Here is a 19,809-nt window from a genome sequence, read left to right as displayed (position 1 = left end):
CGCCTCGCGGTCGGGCTTGACAACGCACCCTGTCACAGTGAATCGTTTCAGGCCGGACCGAGCGTGACGATGCGCCGGACGGGGAGGTCCGATGGTGCTCCTGGACAGCGCTGCCAACGGCAACGGCAACGGCAACGGCAACGACAACGGCGACGGACACGGCGAGGTCGACGGACACCGTGACCCGATCGGGACGGCCAGCGAGACCGTCCGGTTCGCGTGGCGACCCGCCGGCCCCGGCCCGCAGACGGCCGTCCGGGTCGTGGTGGTGGACGGCAGCGAGACCGTCTGGGACTCGGGACGCATCGCGACCGACCGCCCGTGGCTGCGTTCCCCGCGCGGCCTGCGGTTCGCACCGTGGCACCGACTCGCCTGGGAGGCCCGGATCGAGTCCGGCACGACGGTCGACACCGCACGTGGCACGTTCACCCCCGCACCCGACGCTGCGGACGACTGGTCCGGTGCCGAGTGGGTCACCGCGTCGCCGGCGGTCCCCGCAGGCGACCCCGCGAGTCCTCGCGAACGCTCCGTCGACGGTTCCCTCGCGGCCCCGCTGCTGTCGAGGGTCGTGCCCGCCGGGGCGCCGGTCGTCCGCGCGCTCCTGGCGGTCGCCGCCGGCGGGCACGTCGACGTCCGGGTGGACGATGCGCTCGCGACCGACGAGGTGCTCTCGCCGACCACCACGCACTGGGACCGGCGGGTCCAGGTCGTCCTGCACGACCTCACCGCCGCGCTCGCCGACGGCACCGCCCACGATCTGGAGCTCGAGCTGGGCCGTGGGTTCTTCGGCATGACGAACGCGAACGTCTGGGCGTGGGAACGCGCGCCGTGGCACGCCGAACCACGCGTCCGGGCGGTCCTGCGGCTCGAGCGGGCCGACGGCGGGGTGCAGGTGATCCGCACCGGGGGTGACTGGGGCGCTCGACGCGGGACGATCCTCCTGGACGACCTGTACGGCGGCGAGGTCCACGACCTCCGCCGGCGCCGGGGCCGGCCCCTCGCGGAGCCGGCGGTCCCGGCGACCGTGGTGACCGGGCCCGCCGGACGGCTGCAGGCACGGCTCGAACAGCCGATCCGCGTCGTCGAGGAACTCGCCCCGACCGCGGTCGTCGAGGCGGCGCCCGGCGAGTGGGTCGTCACGTTCCCCCGCGTGGTCGCGGGGTGGGTGCGGCTGCGTCTGCCCGCTGGGAGCCCCGGAGCGACGGTCCGCGTGCGGTACGGCGAACGGCTCCGCGCCGACGGCCTGCCGAACGCCGACGACGAGAAGCACTACTTCGAGGACGGGTTCCAGACCGACGAGGTGACGCTCGACGAGGACGCGGTCGTCTGGGAGCCGCGGTTCTCCTACAAGGGCTTCCGTCACATGCAGCTGTCCGGGTGGCCCGGCGCGCCGTCCGCGGCGGACGTGACGGCCTGCGTCGTCCGGACCGATGCCGCTCGCACGGGCACGTTCACCGTCGACGACGACCTGCTCCAGTGGATCCACGACGCGACGATGCACACCGTGGAGAACAACCTCCACGGTTACCCGACGGACACACCGAAGTACGAGAAGAACGGCTGGACCGGTGACGCCGCCGTCGGGGCCGACATGTTCCTCACCAACGTGGACACGGCCGGCGTCCTGACGAAGTGGGTCGAGGACCTCGCCGAGACCGTCGTGCCGGGTCACCCGCCCGCGCTCATCGCCCCGAACGCCGGGGTGTTCGGCGTCGACACCCGGGCACCGGTGTGGCACGCGGCACTGGTCACCGTGCCGTGGGACCTCTACCGACACACGGGCGACCCCACCGTGCTCGAACGGCACGTCGACACGATCGAGGGGTACGCGCGCTTCGAGCTGTCGCGGTCGCCCGGCGGCATCGCGGACACGATCCTCGGCGACTGGGTCGCTCCCGGGACAGACCCCGGTGGCGGCAACCCGCCGGAGGACTCCCGCGTGCCGGCGACCGCGTTCCTCGTGCGGATCCTCGACACGGTCGCTCGGATCGACGAGGTCCTCGGCCGTGACGCCTCGTGGGCGGTCTCCGCGGCCGCCGAGGTCCGCGCCGCGTTCGCACGCGAGTTCGTCGTGGACGGGGTCGTCCGCGGGCCGCGCGACGCGGGCTTCCGGCAGTCGCACCAGGTCCTCGCCCTCGCGTTCGACGTCGTCGAGGAGCCGTCGCTGCGGGCGTCGATCGCCGCCGGACTCGCCGCCGACGTCCGTGCACGCGGGGACCACCTCGACACCGGGGCGATCGGCACGAAGTGGCTGCTGCCGGTCCTCACCGACGCCGGGTACGGCGACCTGGCGCTCGCCGTGGCACGGCAGACGACCGCACCGTCGTGGGGTGCCTGGCGAGGAGCCGGCGCGACGTCGACGTTCGAGCACTGGGACCTCGCCGCGCGCTCACACGGGCACTTCTTCCTCGGAACGGTGGACGACTGGCTGACCGGGTACGTCGCGGGCATCCGGCTCGTCGAGCCCGGATGGCGCCGGTTCACCGTCGCGCCGGCGGTGTGCGGTCCGGTGGGATCGGCGTCGTGCTCGGTCGCGACGCCGTACGGCAGAGCCGGCGTCCGCTGGCATCTGCTCCGAGGAGCCGGCGACCTCCGAGGAGCAGGCGACCTCCGAGGAGCAGGCGACCTCGGCGGAGCCGTCGAGCTCGAGGTGACGGTACCGCCCGGGACCACCGCCGACGTCCGGCTGCCGTCGGGCCGTACCGAGACCCTCGGCGCGGGCACGCACACGCTCCGCTGACGTCAGCGGGGGAGCGCCGCCAACACCTCGGCGCCCGGCTAGCGTGGCCCGCATGCAGCCGCCCGCACCGGGGACCCTCCGCGTCCTCCACCTCTCCGACACCCACCTGACGGGCGACGGTGCCCTCCACCAGGGCTCCGTCGACACCACGGCAGCGCTCGAGCGCGTCCTCGCCCGGGCCGACGACGTGCCCGGGGTCGGCCTGGTCGTCGTGTCCGGCGACGTCTCCGAGGACGGCAGCCCGGAGTCGTACGCCGCCGTGCTCGAGCGCGTCGGCGGCTGGGCGGAACGACACGGCGCGGCGCTGGTCACCGTGCCGGGCAACCACGACCTCCGCGAGGGGTTCCGGCAGGTGCTCGCGAACGGGCACGTCCTCGGCGAGGGCGGTCGGCCGCTCGCGCACACCCTGGAGTACCACCCGCCGACGGTCCCGGTGTGGGGGCAGTCCGTCGTCGCCGGTCGGCGCATCGTCACCGTCGACACGAGCGTGCCGGGGGCCGGGTACGGCGAGCTCGACGACTCGTCCCTCGAGCGGCTCCGCGCGGCGCTCGCCGGTGCGCCCGCACCGCACGGCACCGTCGTGGTCCTGCACCACCCGCCGCTGCCGGCGCCGACCGCCCTGCACGACGCGCTCAAGCTGCGGAACCCTGAGGCGCTCGCCGACGCGATCCGCGGGTCCGACGTCCGGGTGGTCCTCGCCGGGCACTACCACCACCACTTCGCCGGCTCGCTCGCGGGGGTGCCCGTCCTCGTCGCCCCGGGTGTCGCGAACGACACCGACGTGACCGGACCCTGGTCCGAGGAGTCCGCGCACGTCGACGCGGGCGCCCTCGTCGTCGACGTCGCCGAGGACGGCTCCGTCTGGTCCACCCCGTTCCGCGTTCCACGACCGGGCGCCGATCCCCTCGCGTTCCACTTCGACGCGGAGACGGTGACCCGCATCATCAGCGCGTCCACGGGTCGTTGACGCGCTGACCACCGGCCTGGAGGCGCGCCGGCGGCCCCGCCCCGCGCCTCCAGGCAGCAGGTGGGCACGTCGAGAGTCCCAGCCGCACCACCGGGGGCGGGTGCGCTGGTACCCCGCGCGTTCGGGTTGCATCCGGGAACTCCGAGTAGGCCGGGTGCACCTCTCCAGCGAAGGAGCACCCCATGCGGATCGGCAGTGCAGTCCAGTACGACCGGTACGGCGACTTCGACGTCGTCGAGCTCGTCCCCCAGGAACGTCCGGAACCCGGGCCCGGCGACGTCGTCGTCGAGATCATCGCGGCCGGGCTGAACCACATCGAGCGGTTCCTCCGCGAGGGTCGGCTCCGCGACCACATCGAGCTCGACTTCCCGGCGCACCAGGGCGTCGACTTCGCCGGCATCGTCCGGGCGAAGGGCTCCGCGGTGAAGGGGATCCGGGTCGGCGACGAGGTAATGGGGCACGCCCCCGAGGGCGGCGCGCACGCGACCTGGATCCGGGTGCCGCGCGAGGTCGTCATCATCAAGCCGACGCACGTCGGGTGGGAGGTCGCCGGCGGTCTGTACCTCGCCGGGTGCACCGCGGTCACGATCGTGCGGGACCTCAAGCTCGGACCGGAGGACACCGTCGTGATCAGCGCGGCGGCCGGCGGGGTCGGGCACATCGAGTGCCAGCTCGCCCACGACGCCGGGGCCACGGTGATCGCCCTCGGCAGCGCGCGGAACCACGACTACCTGCGGCAGATCGGCACCCTGCCCGTCGTGTACGGCGACGGCGAGGAGGGCCGGATCCGCGAGATCGCCGACGGACGGCCGATCACCGCGTTCATCGACAACCACGGCGACGCGCCCTCGAAGGCCCTCGCGGCGGCGCTCGGCATCGACGACGGGCGGTACGTGTCCTCCGAGGAGCGCCGCGACGTCGAGATCCGGTACCTGCGCGCCCCCTCCGGAGACGTCGAGGCGATGGAGAACCTCACGATGCTCGCGAAGGCCGTCGAGGACCGTCGCGTCCAGGTGCTCATCTCGGGCTACTACCCGTTCGAGTACATCGTGGACGCGTACGAGGACCTGGCCGAGATGCACTCCCGCGGGAAGGTCGTCGTCGGCATGCAGCCGGTCGAGACCGGGGCGCGGCTGGACTGGTACCGGTCCGAGAAGGCCCGTGACCTGCGCGACCGGTACGCCGACGACCGGGGCAGCGACACCGAGACGATGGCGGGCGGGACGGCCAGCCCGGCCAGCTGAGCGCGGCCCGGCCTGCTCGCCTGCTGCGGGCGGCCGCCCTGCTCGCCTCTGCGGGCGGCCGCCCGGCTCAGCTCAGGATGTCCTTCGTGGCGAACCGGCTGTAGGCCAGCGCGCCGAAGACCACGACGTAGCCGAGCTGCAGCAGGGCGTTCGACCCGAAGGAGTCGAACGCGATCGGGTCGCGGAGCAGGTCCCCGAACGCGAGCCACTGGTGCGAGAACAGGTACGGGTGCAGCCAGTCGAGCTGCGGCAGCTGGTCGAGCACCTGTGACGCCCCGGCGAGGACGACCGTCGAGGCCATCGCCCCGACCGGCACGCTCGTCAGCGTCGACGCGAACAGCCCGATCGCCGACAGCCCGAGCATCGACAGCGTGACGTAGAGCGCGAGGAGGAGGGCGCGGCCGGCGTACGACCAGCCGTCCACCTGCGTGCCCGACAGCAGGGTCACCGGGCCGATCGGGAACAGCACCGCGCCGATCGCCGCGCCGACGAGCACGATGAGGAGCGTGGCCGCGAGGCAGAACGCCACGGCTCCCGCGTACTTCACGAGGATGAACCGGACGCGACCGGTGGGCGCGACGAGCAGGTACCGGATGGTGCCGTGGCTCGCCTCGCCCGCGACCGTGTCGCCCGCGACGACCCCGACGGTGAGCGGCAGGAACAGCGGGATCGAGACCGTCAGTGCGGTGAACGACACGAACAGGCCGTTGTTCGTGATGTCGCCGAGGAACGCCGGACCGCCGTCGTCACCCGACGTGGTGAGACGGACCGCGACGGCGATGAGGATCGGGACGAGGCCGAGCGCGCCGAGCATCGCCCAGGTGCGGCGTCGGCGGAAGACCAGGGCGAGTTCGGACCCGAGGAGCGCGAAGGGTCGCTGGCGACGGGCGATCGGCGCGGGGTTCCCGGCGGCCGCGGCGTCGGGACCTGCGGTGGCGGTGACCGGGCCGGCGGTGCCGTCGGCGGTGCTGTCGGCGGTACCGGTGGAGGTCTCAGGCTGCGACATCGAATCCCTCCCCGGTGAGTGCGACGAAGAGGTCCTCGAGGGTGCCCCCGCCGACGGTCAGTCCGCGCACCCGGACGTCCGCACGCACGAGCTCGGCGGTGATCGTCTCGGGCAGGACCTCGTGGGGCAGGTCCGCGACGAGCACGTCCGCTCCGCCGTCGTGCCGCGGGGTCAGGCCGAGGCGCGTCAGGACCGTGCCGGCCTGGCCGAGGTCCGGCGTGCGGACCGTCACCGTGCGGGCACCGGAGGACCGGAGCTCGTCCATCGAGCCCTGCGCGACGAGCTTGCCCGTCCGCATCACGGCGGCGTGGGTGCACACCTGCTCGATCTCGGCGAGCAGGTGACTCGACACGAACACCGTCGTGCCGTCGTCGGCGAGGGAGCGGATGAGGTTCCGGACCTCGCGCGTGCCCTGCGGGTCGAGGCCGTTCGTCGGTTCGTCGAGCACGAGCAGGTCCCGCGGTGCGAGCAGGGCGTTCGCGAGGCCCAGCCGCTGCTTCATGCCGAGCGAGTACGCGTGCGCCTTCTTGTCGGCGGCGTGGGTCAGCCCGACGCGGTCGAGGGCGCTCGCCACGCGGTCCTTCCGGGTGCGCGGGTCCGAGGTGGGGTCGGCGGCGTCGAAGCGGAGGAGGTTCGCCCGGCCGGAGAGGTACGGGTAGAACGCCGGACCCTCGACGAGCGCACCGACCCGGGGCAGGACGTCGTGCAACGCCTTCGGCATCGACCGTCCGAGCAGCTCGATGCTGCCGCCGGTCGCGCTCGACAGGCCGAGCAGCATCCGGATCGTGGTCGTCTTGCCGGAGCCGTTCGGCCCGAGGAACCCGAAGACGGCGCCGCGGGGGACGGCGAGGTCGATGCCGTCGACCGCGCGCTGCTTGCGGAAGACCTTCGCCAGCCCGGTGGTGCGGATCGCGAGGTCGGGTGCGGTCGTGCTCACTTGGCGGCGGCGACCAACGCGGACACCGGCACGGCACCCGCGAGGACACGGCCGTCGTCGGTCAGGTACACCGACACGAGCGACGTCTGGACCGCTCGGCCGCCGTCGACGGCCTTCGTCACCTGGTTCAGGAGGCCCGAGGCGTCGTCGCCCAGGCCGGACCGGTCGACCGTCCCGGCGGGGAGTTCGGCGATCGTGCTCCAGCCCTTGCCGGTGAAGGTCGGGTCGGCGCCCGTGGCGCTGCCGTCGGTGCGGTGGTGGTCGGCGTCGCCCTTCGCGTGCGCGCCGGCGTCGGACAGGTCCTTCGTCTCCACCTTCGCGTTCGCCGGCGGCGTGAAGTCGAAGAGTCGCGCGGCCGGGGCGCCGTAGGACAGGCTGGTGAAGCCGACCTGCACGGCCGGGTCGTCCTGGCCCGCCGCCTCGATCGTGGCGCGGAGCGGGAGCCCCGTCTGCTGGTCGACCGCCAGGCGCACGGCGCCGACGAGCGTGCCGGAGGACTTGGGGGTCAGCGTGATCTGCCAGGCGTCCTGCCCGGCGACGCGGACCTCGGTCGGCTTCGACACCTTCGTGGTCGGAGTGATGCCCTGGACGGCGCGTTCGGCGATCTCGGCCGGTGTGGTGGTGCCGTCCTCGGGTTTGGCGGCGTCCTTCGGCAGGGTGACGTGCGTGGCCGTCCGCTCCTTCGAGTCCCAGGTCCAGACGTCGGACCCGTTGCGGACGACGTCCTGCTCGGCGAGCTGCTGCAGCAACTGGACGCGCTGCTTGTCGGCGCCGTCGACGTAGACGCGGGCGGTGTGCGACGAGGTGAGGAGTCCGAGCACGTCTGAGGCGTTCCCCTCGAGCGAGGAACCGCCCGAGCCGGTCGGGAGCTCGGGGAGACCGAGGTCGCTCGTCTGCACGAGCTTGCCGGAGTACTGCGCGTCGGAGGACTTCGCGATGCTGGCGATGACGTCGGCGGCGCTCGGGTCCGTCCCTGCGATCGGGTCGTTCGCGGCGTTCGCGATCATCGGCGCGGCGACGGCGACGGCGGCGGCCACCACGACCGGCGCGATGACTGCTGGCAGCCAGGCTGACTTCTTCATCGGGTTCCCCTCGTGGAGCATCGGAGTCGTGGGTACGGTACGTCCGGCCCCCGACAGGACCCTGGACGTCGTCGTGTTCCCACGATCGCTCGTGCGTGTGCCGACGTCGTCCGCCGCGAGGATGATCCCGCTCGACCGGGGGATGAGGCGCCGCGGAGCGGGAGCGCTACGCCTGCGCGTCGACCCCGGCCGGCGCGCTGCCGTCGTACTCACAGATGGCCTGCACCTTCTCGGCACTGGCCGAGGAGCGGTCGAACTCGTAGCCGAGCCACTCCTTCGCGAGACGCCGCGCGAGCTCCACGCCGACCACGCGCTGCCCCATGCAGAGGACCTGGGCGTCGTTCGAGAGGACCGACCGTTCCACCGAGTACGAGTCGTGCGCGGTGACCGCCCGGATCCCGGGGACCTTGTTCGCGCTGATCGCCACACCGAGTCCGGTGCCGCAGATCAGGATCGCCCGGTCGGCCTCGCCGTTCGCGACGAGTCGGGCGGCGTCGACCGCGACGTGCGGGTAGGCGGTGTGCCCGTCGGCGTCCACCCCGACGTCGACGACCGAGGCGACCCGGTCGTCCTGCTGCAGGTCGGCCTTGATGATCTCCTTGTAGTCGAACCCGGCGTCGTCGGACCCGATCACGAGACGGTACGTCATGCGTTCACCCTCCGGTTCTGCCGCAGCGCGCGGCTCCCCATCGAGGCTACACCGCGGAACAATCGTCCAGAACAGCATTTCTGCCGGGTGTCCGGACTACGATCGCGGTGTCCGATCGAGACGAAGGGTCCCGCCGCATGTCCTCCGAGAGCACCGCCGGCGTGGAGGGTTCCCGGACCCGCTTCCCGCTCGACACCGTCTACCAGGCGGCCCGGATGTACTACCTCGAGGACGCCACCCAGGTCGAGATCGCCTCGCGCCTCGGGGTCTCCCGCCCGACCGTGAGCCGGCTCGTGGCCGAGGCCCGGAAGGCCGGGCTCGTCCGCATCGAGGTCGTCGACCCCTTCCAGGACGAGACCGTCGCCCTCGCGGAGCGGCTGCAGGTCGTGCTCGGCCTCCGGGCGGTCCACCTCGCCGCCGTCACCCACACAGCCACCCTCGGCGCCGACCTCGCCGCGCCGCTCGCCGCCGCGATCGAGGGGATGGCGCTCGTGCCCGGCGACGCCGTCCTCATGTCCTCGGGTCGCACCGTCCACGACGTCGCCCGCGCCGGCATGCCGCCACTGGCCGGCGTCCAGCTCGTCCCGACGGTGGGTGGTCAGGCTGACCCGATGCCGTGGTTCCAGACCAACGAGATCACCCGCACCGCCGCCGAGCACTCGGGAGCGATCCCGGCGTTCCTCTTCGCCCAGGCGCTGCCGTCGCCGGCGATGCGCTCCTCGCTCGACGAGGACCCCGCCTTCCAGCACGTCGTCGGGCTCTGGGGCCGGGCGAAGGGCGCGATCCTCGGCATCGGCGCCCCGACCCCGACCCGTGACGCGCTCGCCCGGGGCGTCCCCGTCGAGGACGCCGTGTTCGACCGGGCCGCCGGCGACGTCTCCCTCAACTTCTACGCGGCCGACGGTTCGGCGATCGAGTTCCCCGGGAGCGACCGGATGGTGCGGACCTCGCGCGAGCTGCTCGCCGCCGTCCCGCACGCCGTCGGGGTGGCGGTCGGCGCGTCCAAGGTGCCGAGCATCGTCGGCGCGGTGCGCGGTGGGCTCGTCAACGAGCTGGTGACGGACGCCGCGACGGCGCGCGCCCTGCTCGACGCGCTCGCCTGAACCGGCCTGGAGGCGCGTGACGGCGCCGCCACGCGCCTCCAGGCCGTCAGGCGTGTCCGCTACTGCGTGCGCCGCACGTCCCAGAGGTGGTGCACCGGGTCGTGCGCGTAGTACGTGGCGAGGGTCGCGACCGTGAAGGCGCTGCCGTCGGACCGGAGGCCGGTGCGCTCGAGCTGGTCGTCGCGGACGTCGTCGAACGCCCTCGCCGCACGGTGCGCTGCCTCGCCGAGTTCGCGGGCGACCACCGCGGGGTCCTGCTCGCCGTAGCGGTCGTCGACCGCCGTGGCGTCCTGGTCCCAGTTCGCGAAGGTCGGAGCGTCCTCGGCGAGCATGAGCGCGAGCCGCTCCGCCATCTTCCGGTGCACGTCGCGGACGTGTGCGCCGTACTCGAGCGGAGACCACGTGTGGTCGTCGGGGCGCTCGTGGACGTCGTCGCGGCCGAGCACGGCGGGCCACGCCGAGGCGTTCGCCTCGATGATGCCCGGCACGTCGCGGATCGTCACCGCGCTGCCGTCGTAGCCGCACTCCGGGCACGCGGCCTCGATGACCCAGGTCCAGTTCTTCGTCTCGGGTTCGATCGCCATGTCGCGATGCTACGGGGCGCCCGCGCCGCCCGCGCCGCCCGCGTCGGCGGTGTTCCGTAGGGTGGCTCCATGCGACTGCTGCTCATCCGCCACGGCCAGACCCCCGCGAACGTGCACGGCGTCCTCGACGCCGAGGTGCCCGGTCCCGGCCTGACGGAGCTCGGGCAGCGGCAGGCCGACGCGCTCCCGGCCGCCCTCGCGGACCGGGGCATCGAGCGGCTCTTCACCTCGACGATGGTCCGGACGCAGGTCACCGCGGCACCCCTCGCCGCCGCGCTCGGCCTCGAGCCGGTGGTGCTCCCCGGCCTCCGCGAGATCGAGGCCGGCGACACCCAGGGCAAGAGCGACAAGGTGTCCGTGCAGATGTACATCTCGACGGTGCACGGCTGGTCGGCGGGCGACCGCAGCACGCGGATGCCCAGAGCCGAGAGCGGCGACGAGTTCTTCGCCCGCTACGACGACGCGATCCGTCGCATCGAGGCGAGCGGGGTCGAGGTCGCGGCGGCGGTCAGTCACGGAGCGGCGATCCGGACGTGGTCGAGCGCGGCCGCGCACAACACCCCGGACGAGTTCGGCACGAAGCGCAACCTCGAGAACACCGGCATCGTCGAGCTCGAGGGGTCGTTCGCGGACGGCTGGCGCCTGGTCGACTGGGAGGGCGAGCCCGTCGGCGGCGAGGAGCTCATCGACCGGACGGCGCAGGACCCCACGGGCGAGCGGTTCTGACGCGACCAGCGAACGGACTGGAGGCGCGGTGCCAGCTGGCACCGCGCCTCCAGTCCGTGGTCGGTCGCGTGTACTACGCGAGCTGCGACGCCGACGCGGCCGTCAGGGGCACGATGACCCCGTGCGACTCGCGCAGGACGTCGAGCGTGCGCTGGACCTCGTCCGCGCGCTCCTCCTGCGTCCAGCCGAGGGTCTCGGCGAGCACGTCGGCCAGCTCGTCGAGCAGGTCGATCGTGACACCGCCGACGAACGCGAGGTTCGTGCGACGCAGCACCACGTCGATCAGGTGCACGGCCTGCTCGTGGCGGGCGAAGTACGCGACCTCGGCCCGGGTGAGCGTCGGCTCGGACTCGAGCGGCTCGACGGGGCCGTCGACCAGGACGTCCACGACCTCGGCCGCACGGGTGCCGTAGCGCTCGAGCAGCCCCTCGACGATCGACTCGTCGAGCCCGTCGCGGTGCGACCTGATCCACAGCGCACGCTGGGCGTCGGTCGTGGGGTAGTCCTTGCCGCCGCCGATCGCCATGCCGGTGGTGTCGACCGTGCGGTCCACGCCGAGCTTCTGCGTGGCCTCGGTGGAGAGGTGCGCGGCGAGCGCGCGGAAGGTGGTCCACTTGCCACCGACGAGCGACAGGACGGTGCTCTTCGGCAGTCCGGCGATCGGGGTGTCGACGATCCGGTAGTCGCGGGACACGAAGCCGGGGGCGGTGTCCTCGTGACGGGGGAGCGGGCGGATGCCGGAGTAGCTGTAGACGATGTGGTCGCGGGTGACGTCGATCTGCGGGAACACGTGCTTGACGAGTCCGAAGAAGTAGTCGATCTCCTCGTCGGTCGTGGTGACCGGCTTCGACGGGTCGGCGTCGATGTCGGTCGTGCCGATGAGGACCCGGCCCTTGAGCGGGTAGATGAGGACGATGCGGCCGTCGTTGTTCTCGAAGAACAGTTCGCGGCCCTTCGTCGCCTCGAGCAGCTCGGGGTTGTCGACGACGATGTGGGAGCCCTTCGTGCCGCCCATGAACTTCGTCTCGCCGCCGAACGCCTCGTTCGTCAGGTCGGTCCAGGGGCCGGAGGCGTTGATGACGACGTCGGCCGTGAAGACGAACTCGGCGCCGGTCTCGCGGTCGCGGAGCAGGACGCCGCCGTCACGGGTGCCCGCGGCCTCGACGTAGTTCGTGGCGCGCGCGGTGCTCGCAGCACCCGTGCCGGAGCCGGCGGCCAGACCGTCCTTGAGGACGTCGAGGGCCAGGCGCTCGGGCTCGTGCACGCTCGCGTCGTAGTAGGTGCCCGTGTACTTCAGGTCCTTGTTGAGCGCCGGCATGTCCTCGAGCGCGGCCTTCTTCGTGCGGAAGACGTGCTTCGGGACGGAGCCGCCGTCGCGCGAGAAGGAGTCGTAGATCGTCATGCCGATCTTGATGAGCATCGCGCCACGCTCCTTCGTGGAGCGCTGCTTGTGCGTGAGCATCCGCAGCGGGGCGTTCATGATGCCGGAGAACGTCGAGAAGATCGGCATCGTCGTCTGCAGCGGCTTCACGTAGTGCGGCGCGATGCGGATGAGTCCGTTGCGCTCCTGCACGCTCTCGCGGACGAGGCGGAACTCGCCGTTCTCGAGGTACCGGATGCCGCCGTGGATCATGTGGCTCGAGGCGGACGAGGCACCCGAGGCGTAGTCGCCGCGCTCCACGAGGGCGACGTCGACCCCCTGCAGGGCGAGGTCGCGGAAGGTGGCGATGCCGTTGATGCCGCCACCGACGACGAGGACCTGTGCGTTCGGGCGCTCCGTGAGCGCGTTCACCGTGTTCCGGGGCTGCGTCTTCTTCGACATCTGCTGCGTCGCTTCCTTGGTCGGTTCGTTGTGTTCGACACCGATCGTGCGCCTCGGGTGAGAGGTCGGGCAACTCGCGTGCACGAACGTGCAGCACACGTGTCGGCGTGGCTCCGGAGCGGGTCTGGAGGCGCGACAGGGGTTGCAGAGGCCGTGCACGTCCGTGCATGCTCGGTTCCCATGAGTGATGCTGCGCAACCGATGCGCACCCAGCAAGCGCTGCGCGCCGCGCACCTGTACTACCTGCAGGACCTGACCATGGACGCGATCGCCGACGAGCTCGGCACCTCGCGCTCGTCGGTGTCCCGCCTGCTCAAGTACGCCAGGGACACCGGGCTGGTCGACATCCAGATCCGGTCGCCCCTCGACCAGGCCGCCGCGCTCAGCCGGAGCATCCGCTCCCGCTTCGGCGTGCACGCGCACGTCGTGCCGGTGCCCGACCACACCAGCGACGTCGACCGGCTCGAGCGCGTCGCCCTGTCGGCTGCACGCATCCTCACGCAGTACGTCGAGTCGAACATGGTGATCGGCATCTCCTGGGGCTCGACCGTCAGTGCGGTGAGCCGGTACCTCGTGCCGAAGACCACGCACGGCTCGACCGTCGTGCAGATCAACGGCGCCGCGAACACCCGGACGACGGGCATCGTGTACGCGTCCGAGATCCTCCGCCGCTTCGGTGAGGCGTACGGCGCGTTCGTGCAGCAGTTCCCGGTGCCCGCGTTCTTCGACGACCCCGCGACGAAGGAGGCCCTGTTCCGGGAGCGCTCGATCCGTCGCGTCCTCGACCTGCACGAGCGGATGGACCTCGTCGTGTTCGGTGTCGGTGCGCCGCAGGCCCCGGTGCCGTCGCACGTGTACTCCGGCGGCTACCTCGACCCCGAGGACCGCGACGAACTCACGAAGGCCAAGGTCGTCGGTGACGTCTCGACCGTGTTCTACCGCGCCGACGGGTCGTGGAAGGACATCGGCGTGAACGCCCGCGCGGGCGCCCCGGACCTCGACACGATCAAGCGCGCACCGCGCCGGGTCTGCGTCGTCGCCGGACGCTCGAAGGCCGCGTCGCTGCGGGGCGCACTGGCCGCCGGGCTCATCACCGACCTCATCCTGGACGAGAGTGTCGGGCAGGCGATCCTGCAGCCCTGAGTCACGAACTGATCCAGTTCGTCAGTGGCCGCGGGTACGTTCGGGGACATGCTGCCCACTTCTCCGCCCTCGACCGACACCCGGTACTTCCGGCGTCTCGTCGGCACCGACGTCGACGAAGCGCTCACCTTCTTCGGCGGGGACTACGACTTCCGTTCGCCGCGGGTGCGGCGGACACGGCCGACGGCGCACTGGGACTTCGCCGGTGTCGGCGACGACCGGATGTCGCTGCGGTCGTCGCGGTTCCTCGTCGACCTGCGCACGGACAGCCGGACCGACGGCGAGTTCCTCGTCGCGTGGACGCGGAGCGGATCGAGCACCCTGACGTACGCCGGCGAGGACCACGACCTCGAAGTCGGTGTACCGGTCGTCCTGCCGTACGCCGAGACGTTCGAGCTGCACCACCACGACATCGGGATGAACATCGTGCAGCTCCAGACCGACTTCGTTCGCTCGCTCGTCGGCGAGGACGACTTCGAGTTCGAGGCGCTCCGTCGCCCGACCGCCGAGGGCATGCGCGGATGGCAGTCGGTGGTCCGCTCCTACTCCTCGACCTGGCTCGACGTCGACCACGAGATCACCCCGACCATCCAGCGGGACATCGCCGAGGCGTTCGCCACCGCGGCGCTCGCGGCCTTCCCCCAGCGCAACCGGTGGCGCGGCGCCGTGGACGGCACCGGACCGGAGCACGACCGTCTCCGCCGGGCACTCGAGTTCGTGCACGAGCACGCACGCGAGCCGATCGGCACGCCGGAGATCGCGGCGGCCGCCGGACTCAGCCCGCGCGGCCTGCAACAGTCGCTCCGCCGACACCTCGACCAGACGCCGGGCGACCTGCTCCGCGGTGTCCGGCTCGACGGCGCCCGCGCGGACCTCATCCGCCGCGACCGCGACGAGACCTCGGTGGCGGACGTCGCCCGCGAGTGGGGCTTCGGGCACCTCGGGCGCTTCTCGGCGACGTACCGCGCCCGCTTCGGTGAACTGCCGAGCGAGTCGCTCCGCTCGCGCTGACACCGGTGATCGGTAGCGTGGCGGTATGGACACCGTCGTCGCCGCCCTCCGGTCCGCCCTCGACGACCAGGACGGCACGCTCGTCCTGACCGACCCGGCCGTGCTCGACGCCGCGCGGACCGACAAGTCCGGGTGGACCGCACCCGGTGGCCCGCTGGCCGTCGTCGAGGCCCGCACGGTCGAGCAGGTGCAGGCGACGCTCCGGACCTGCAGCGACCTCCGCGTACCGGTCGTCCCGCGGGGTGCCGGCACCGGGTTGGCCGGCGGCGCGAACGGTACCGAGGGCTCGGTGGTGCTCAGCGTCGCGCGGATGGACCGGATCGTCGCGGTCTCCACCGAGGACGAGTTCGCGATCGTCGAACCCGGCGTGCTCAACGGCGACCTGAACGCCGCCGTCGCGTCGTACGGGCTCCGGTTCGCCCCCGATCCCGCGAGTGCGGCGATCGCGAGCGTGGGCGGCAACATCGCCACGAACGCCGGCGGCCTGCGATGCGTGAAGTACGGCGTGACGCGCGAGGCGGTGCTCGGGCTCGACGTCGTGCTCGCGGACGGCCGCCTGGTGTCCACCGGGCACCGGACCGTCAAGGGCGTCACCGGGCTCGACCTCACCGCGCTGCTCGTCGGGTCGGAGGGCACCCTCGGCGTCATCGTCGGCGCGACCGTCCGGCTCGTGCCGATCCCGGCCGGCGAACCCGCCACGCTCGGTGCCGTGTTCCCGTCCGTCGAGGCCGCCGCCCGTGCCGCGGCGGTCGTCGTGACCGGGACGGACCGACCGTCGACGGTGGAACTGCTCGACGCCGCCGCCCTCGAGGGCATCGCCGCGTACCTCGGACCGGACGTCATCGCGCAGACCGTGGGGAGCACCGCGGCGGGTGAGGTGTTCCTCCTCGTCGAGTACGACGGCCCGGGCGCGACGGAAGCCGCGCTGGGAGCTGCACCGCGCCTCCAGGCCGAGGGGGGAACCGTCCACCTGGCCGGCTCGGCGGCGGAACGCGAGCGCCTGCTGACGATCCGCCGCTCGTTCCACCCCGCGATGGAGGCACGGGGCCGCGTGCTCATCGAGGACGTCGCCGTGCCCCGCAGCCGGCTCGCCGAGATGTTCGCGCGGGTCGAGGCGATCGGCCACGAGTACGGCATCGCGATCCCGACCGTCGCCCACGCGGGCGACGGCAACCTGCACCCGAACTTCGTGTTCGAGGGTGACGAGGTGCCCCCGCACGTCTGGGCGGCGGCGGACGCGATGTTCCGCGCGGCGATCGAGCTGGGCGGGACGCTCACCGGGGAGCACGGCGTCGGCGTGCTCAAGCGGCGGTGGATCGGTGACGAGCTCGGCGACGACTCGCTCGAGTTGCAGCGGGGAATCCGCCGGGTGTTCGACCCGGCGGGGATCCTCAATCCGGGCAAGGTCTTCTGAGCGGGGCCCTCATGCACACCGCGCTCATGCACACCGCGCTCATGCGCACCGCGCCGAATCTCGTGTGACGGATCGGCCGATCTCCACCAGATCGTTCGGCGGAAACGCTCTGGTAACGAATCGGGTGCTGAATGGACGGGACGACAGCACCGCCCACGAAGGAGTCCGCAATGCTCATCGGCGTCCCCACCGAGATCAAGAACAACGAGTTCCGCGTCGCCGCCACCCCGGCCGGCGTCGCCGAGCTGGCGCTGCACGGCCACGAGGTGCTCGTGCAGGCAGGAGCGGGCGACGGGTCGTCCTTCCCGGACGCCGAGTACGAGGCCGCGGGGGCGACGATCGTCCCCGACGCAGCGTCGGTCTGGGCGCGCGCCGAGATGATCATGAAGGTCAAGGAGCCGGTGGCGTCGGAGTACGCCTCGATCCGGCCCGGCCAGGTCCTCTTCACGTACCTGCACCTCGCCGCCGACCGGCCGCTCACCGACGCCCTCATCGGCTCCGGGGCGACCGCGATCGCGTACGAGACCGTGCAGCTGCCGGACCGCTCGCTGCCCCTGCTCTCGCCGATGTCCGAGATCGCCGGACGGCTCTCGGCGCAGGTCGGCGCGCACCACCTCATGCGTGCGAACGGCGGACGGGGCCTGCTGCTCGGCGGCGTCCCCGGCACGCCGAAGGGCCGCGTCGTCGTCATCGGCGGCGGGGTCGCGGGGGAGCACGCGGCCACGATCGCGCTCGGGATGGGCGCCGAGGTGACCGTCTTCGACATCAGCCTGCCGCGGCTGCGCGCGCTCGACGCGCGGTTCGACGGGCGCATCACGACGCTGCGGTCGTCGGCGCACGCCATCGCCTCGGCCCTGCGTGACGCCGACCTCGTGATCGGGTCGGTGCTCATCCCGGGGGCCTCCGCACCGAAGCTCGTGACCGACGCCATGGTCGCGGACATGCAGCCCGGGTCGGTGCTCGTCGACATCGCGATCGACCAGGGCGGCTGCTTCGAGGGGTCGCACCCGACGACGCACGACGACCCGACCTTCGCGGTGCACGACTCCGTGTACTACTGCGTTGCGAACATGCCCGGTGCCGTCCCGCGCACCTCGACGATCTCGCTGACGAACGCGACGCTGCCGTACGCCGTCGCGATCGCGAACCGTGGCTGGGAGGACGCGACCGCAGCCGACCCGGCACTGGCGCTCGGCGTCAACGTGCACGCGGGGCGCGTCGTGAACGAGGCCGTCGCGGCCGCGCACGGGCTGGCGGTCGCCGCGCGCTGAGCGGGGCGCGCTGCGCGCCTGGCGGGCTGCGCCCCGCGTACTTTCGCGCTCACCGACACTTCACGCCCGCAACCGCGCGTGAACTGTCGCTCAGCGCGAAAAGCCGCCGCCGCCTCCGTCGCCGCCGCCGGCGCCTACGCCGCGCGCGCCGCGCCGCCCGCAGTCGCGCGCCCGCGGACCCACCCGACGCGCGCCCGCACCACGAGGGTCACGACGACCGCCGCAGCCGCCGCGACCACCGCCGCCACGGCCGTCGGCGTCGACACGAGCGGCCCGTCGAGCCGCGCGACCGCGACCCACGCCAGTCCCCACGCGAGCGACGCCGTCGGCGCCAGGCGCCCTCGACCCCACACCGCGAGCAGGACCCCGACGAGCCCGGCCACCGCGGCGACGAGCACGCCCCAGACGTCCTGCCCGAGCCCGAAGCCCCGGAAGCCCGCGGCCGTCAGGACCGCCGCCGTGTTCGCCGCCGTCGCGACGCACACCCACCCGAGGTAGAGCCCGAACGTGCCGTCGGTGACGATCGCCGACACGACGCCGGAGGGCCGCGTGCGACGCAGGATCGTGAACGTCCAGACGAGCACGGCGAGCAGCGCGACGATGATCGGCTCGCTCAGCCACAGGAACCCGAACTGCACGGACAGGATCCACGCGGCGTTGAGCAGGAGCGACAGCACGACGGGCACCGCGAGTCGCGCGTGGCGGTCGTCGTCCGCGGTGCGGAAGCACTGGCGGACGGCGTAGGCGAGGAGCCCGACGTAGATGACGCTCCAGATCGAGAACGCCGGCCCGTCCGGCGCGATGGCTGTCGAGGACGCCGACAGCGCCCCACCCGCTGCGTCCTGGATCGGAGTCCCTCCGGCGGCGCCCGACCCGACGAACGCACCCACGACCGCGACGACCGCGCTCACCGCGACCGCGATCCGCTTCCAGATCCTTTGCATGTCAGTCCCTTTCGTCAGCATGCTGATGACCTTGCACCGTAGGCGGACGCACCTGACCGGCGCGCAGCGCACGTCCAGCAGACGGGGGACGAGCGGACTGGAGGCGCGGGGCGGGGCCCGCGACGCGCCTCCAGGCCGGTGGGTGCCCATCCTGCGTACGGTGGTGGCGTGACCGTCGAGCTGAACACCGTCTACGTCGACCGGATCGCTCCGATCCCGAGTCCCTCGCTCGACGACACCTTCCGGATGCTCGAGGACCAGGGCGCCAGTGCGTGCATCGTGCTGTACCAGCCCGACGCCGAGGAGCTCGGCGACGTCGCGGTCGCCCTCGGACTGCACGAGCTGGCGGTCGAGGACTCCGCCGAGGGGCACCAGCGACCGAAGCTCGAGCGCTACGGCTCGACGCTGTTCGTCGTGCTGAAGCCGGCGCTGTACAACGACACGGCGGAGGAGGTCGAGTTCGGCGAGGTGCACGCCTTCGTCGGGGAGAACTTCTTCCTCGTCGTCGTGAAGGCCGACCCGCGCGGTGCCCACACCGTGCCGAGGGCACTGCAGCGCATGAGCGGCAAGCCGGGGCTCGTGACCGTCGGCCCGCAGGCGCAGCTCTGGGCGCTGATGGACACGATCGTGGACGGGTACGTGCCGGTGATCGACGGCCTCGAAGAGGACATCAACCAGATCGAGGACCAGTTGTTCGCGGGCGAGGCCGGGGTCTCCCGCCGCGTCTACGAGCTGTTCGGCGAGGTCGTCGACTTCCAGCGAGCCGCCCGCCCGCTCATCCACATCATCGAGAACCTGCACCGCGGTGCGGAGAAGTACCACCTGCCGGTGGAGATGCAGCGGCGGTTCCGTGACGTCCTCGACCACGCGATCCGGACCGTGGAGCGGCTCGACACGTTCCGGCAGCTCCTCCAGAACGCGCTGACGGTCGACTCGACGCTCGCGGCGCAGAAGCAGAACGACGACACGAAGAAGATCTCCGGGTGGGCGGCGATCCTGTTCGCCCCGACGCTGGTGGCGGCGGTCTACGGCATGAACTTCACGCACATGCCGGAGCTGCAGTGGCGGTTCGGGTACCCGCTCGCGATCGTCGCGATGGTGGCGTTCGCGGCGGTCCTCTGGGTGGTGTTCAAGGTCAAGCGCTGGTTCTGAGGAAGACTGTCGCC

At 72.4% G+C, this 19,809-nt stretch carries 17 protein-coding genes; 10 read left to right on the top strand and 7 right to left on the bottom strand.

From position 1 onward, the window contains the following. Positions 1 to 91 precede the first annotated feature (91 nt). The 3 genes from DEJ28_RS13430 (at position 92) to DEJ28_RS13420 (ending at position 4,951) form a co-directional block, all read left to right on the top strand. Positions 92 to 2,740, top strand: a complete 2,649-nt coding sequence (locus DEJ28_RS13430; protein WP_111115136.1) for an alpha-L-rhamnosidase — start codon at positions 92 to 94, stop codon at positions 2,738 to 2,740. A gap of 52 nt (positions 2,741 to 2,792) precedes the next feature. Further along, positions 2,793 to 3,707 carry a metallophosphoesterase gene (locus tag DEJ28_RS13425; protein WP_111115137.1) on the top strand — a complete coding sequence of 305 codons (915 nt, stop codon included), beginning with the start codon at positions 2,793 to 2,795 and terminating at the stop codon, positions 3,705 to 3,707. A gap of 182 nt (positions 3,708 to 3,889) precedes the next feature. Then, positions 3,890 to 4,951, top strand: a complete 1,062-nt coding sequence (locus DEJ28_RS13420; protein WP_111115138.1) for an NADP-dependent oxidoreductase — start codon at positions 3,890 to 3,892, stop codon at positions 4,949 to 4,951. A gap of 67 nt (positions 4,952 to 5,018) precedes the next feature. Here the strand turns inward: DEJ28_RS13420 and DEJ28_RS13415 are convergent, their stop codons facing one another. The 4 genes from DEJ28_RS13415 to DEJ28_RS13400 all read right to left on the bottom strand — a co-directional run bounded on the left by DEJ28_RS13415 (position 5,019) and on the right by DEJ28_RS13400 (position 8,625). Beyond that, on the bottom strand, positions 5,019 to 5,957 hold the full coding sequence (locus tag DEJ28_RS13415; RefSeq protein ID WP_258368007.1) for an ABC transporter permease: 939 nt from the start codon (positions 5,955 to 5,957) through the stop codon (positions 5,019 to 5,021). Next, positions 5,944 to 6,894, bottom strand: a complete 951-nt coding sequence (locus DEJ28_RS13410) for an ABC transporter ATP-binding protein (protein WP_111115139.1) — start codon at positions 6,892 to 6,894, stop codon at positions 5,944 to 5,946. Before DEJ28_RS13410 ends, DEJ28_RS13415 begins: the two co-directional genes overlap by 14 nt. After that, a complete protein-coding gene (locus tag DEJ28_RS13405) occupies positions 6,891 to 7,976 on the bottom strand; it encodes a LolA family protein (RefSeq protein WP_181433671.1) in 1,086 nt (361 codons plus the stop codon). The genes DEJ28_RS13410 and DEJ28_RS13405 overlap by 4 nt, the downstream gene beginning before the upstream one ends. A 166-nt stretch (positions 7,977 to 8,142) precedes the next feature. Beyond that, complete coding sequence (locus tag DEJ28_RS13400) at positions 8,143 to 8,625, bottom strand: ribose-5-phosphate isomerase (RefSeq protein WP_111115141.1); 483 nt, start codon at positions 8,623 to 8,625, stop codon at positions 8,143 to 8,145. 137 nt (positions 8,626 to 8,762) lie between these two features. Between DEJ28_RS13400 and DEJ28_RS13395 the strand changes: the two genes are divergently transcribed. Further along, complete coding sequence (locus DEJ28_RS13395) at positions 8,763 to 9,728, top strand: sugar-binding transcriptional regulator (protein ID WP_111115142.1); 966 nt, start codon at positions 8,763 to 8,765, stop codon at positions 9,726 to 9,728. 59 nt (positions 9,729 to 9,787) lie between these two features. Here DEJ28_RS13395 and DEJ28_RS13390 read toward each other — a convergent pair whose 3' ends face one another. After that, positions 9,788 to 10,312 carry a DinB family protein gene (locus tag DEJ28_RS13390; protein WP_111115143.1) on the bottom strand — a complete coding sequence of 175 codons (525 nt, stop codon included), beginning with the start codon at positions 10,310 to 10,312 and terminating at the stop codon, positions 9,788 to 9,790. Positions 10,313 to 10,381: 69 nt separating this feature from the next. Here DEJ28_RS13390 and DEJ28_RS13385 point away from each other — a divergent pair, with 69 nt between their 5' ends. After that, positions 10,382 to 11,038 carry a histidine phosphatase family protein gene (locus DEJ28_RS13385; RefSeq protein WP_111115144.1) on the top strand — a complete coding sequence of 219 codons (657 nt, stop codon included), beginning with the start codon at positions 10,382 to 10,384 and terminating at the stop codon, positions 11,036 to 11,038. 73 nt (positions 11,039 to 11,111) lie between these two features. Here DEJ28_RS13385 and DEJ28_RS13380 read toward each other — a convergent pair whose 3' ends face one another. Continuing rightward, a complete protein-coding gene (locus tag DEJ28_RS13380) occupies positions 11,112 to 12,860 on the bottom strand; it encodes a glycerol-3-phosphate dehydrogenase/oxidase (protein ID WP_111115145.1) in 1,749 nt (582 codons plus the stop codon). A 180-nt stretch (positions 12,861 to 13,040) separates the two neighbouring features. Between DEJ28_RS13380 and DEJ28_RS13375 the strand changes: the two genes are divergently transcribed. From DEJ28_RS13375 to ald, 4 genes are all read left to right on the top strand, one after another. Next, a complete protein-coding gene (locus DEJ28_RS13375; RefSeq protein ID WP_284180747.1) occupies positions 13,041 to 14,003 on the top strand; it encodes a sugar-binding transcriptional regulator in 963 nt (320 codons plus the stop codon). 48 nt (positions 14,004 to 14,051) lie between these two features. After that, positions 14,052 to 15,014 carry an AraC family transcriptional regulator gene (locus DEJ28_RS13370; protein ID WP_146248826.1) on the top strand — a complete coding sequence of 321 codons (963 nt, stop codon included), beginning with the start codon at positions 14,052 to 14,054 and terminating at the stop codon, positions 15,012 to 15,014. 25 nt (positions 15,015 to 15,039) lie between these two features. Beyond that, positions 15,040 to 16,428, top strand: coding sequence for an FAD-binding oxidoreductase (locus tag DEJ28_RS13365; RefSeq protein ID WP_111115148.1), 1,389 nt, complete (start codon positions 15,040 to 15,042; stop codon positions 16,426 to 16,428). 170 nt (positions 16,429 to 16,598) lie between these two features. Next, the gene (gene ald, locus DEJ28_RS13360) at positions 16,599 to 17,699 is read left to right on the top strand and encodes an alanine dehydrogenase (protein WP_111115149.1); all 1,101 of its coding nucleotides are present in this window, start codon (positions 16,599 to 16,601) and stop codon (positions 17,697 to 17,699) included. A gap of 134 nt (positions 17,700 to 17,833) precedes the next feature. On the opposite strand, the gene DEJ28_RS13355 is transcribed toward ald, so the two are convergent. Next, positions 17,834 to 18,643 (bottom strand): TspO-related membrane protein, encoded by an 810-nt coding sequence (locus DEJ28_RS13355; protein ID WP_111115150.1) that lies wholly within the window; start codon positions 18,641 to 18,643, stop codon positions 17,834 to 17,836. A 168-nt stretch (positions 18,644 to 18,811) separates the two neighbouring features. Here DEJ28_RS13355 and DEJ28_RS13350 point away from each other — a divergent pair, with 168 nt between their 5' ends. After that, entirely contained in the window at positions 18,812 to 19,795 is a 984-nt protein-coding gene (locus DEJ28_RS13350; protein ID WP_111115151.1) for a magnesium and cobalt transport protein CorA, read from the top strand. The last annotated feature ends 14 nt before the right edge of the window (positions 19,796 to 19,809 follow it).

The sequence above is a fragment of the Curtobacterium sp. MCPF17_002 genome, from assembly GCF_003234115.2.
In the GTDB taxonomy this organism is placed as follows: Bacteria; Actinomycetota; Actinomycetes; order Actinomycetales; family Microbacteriaceae; genus Curtobacterium.
This window is presented reverse-complemented; position numbering and strand designations above follow the sequence as displayed.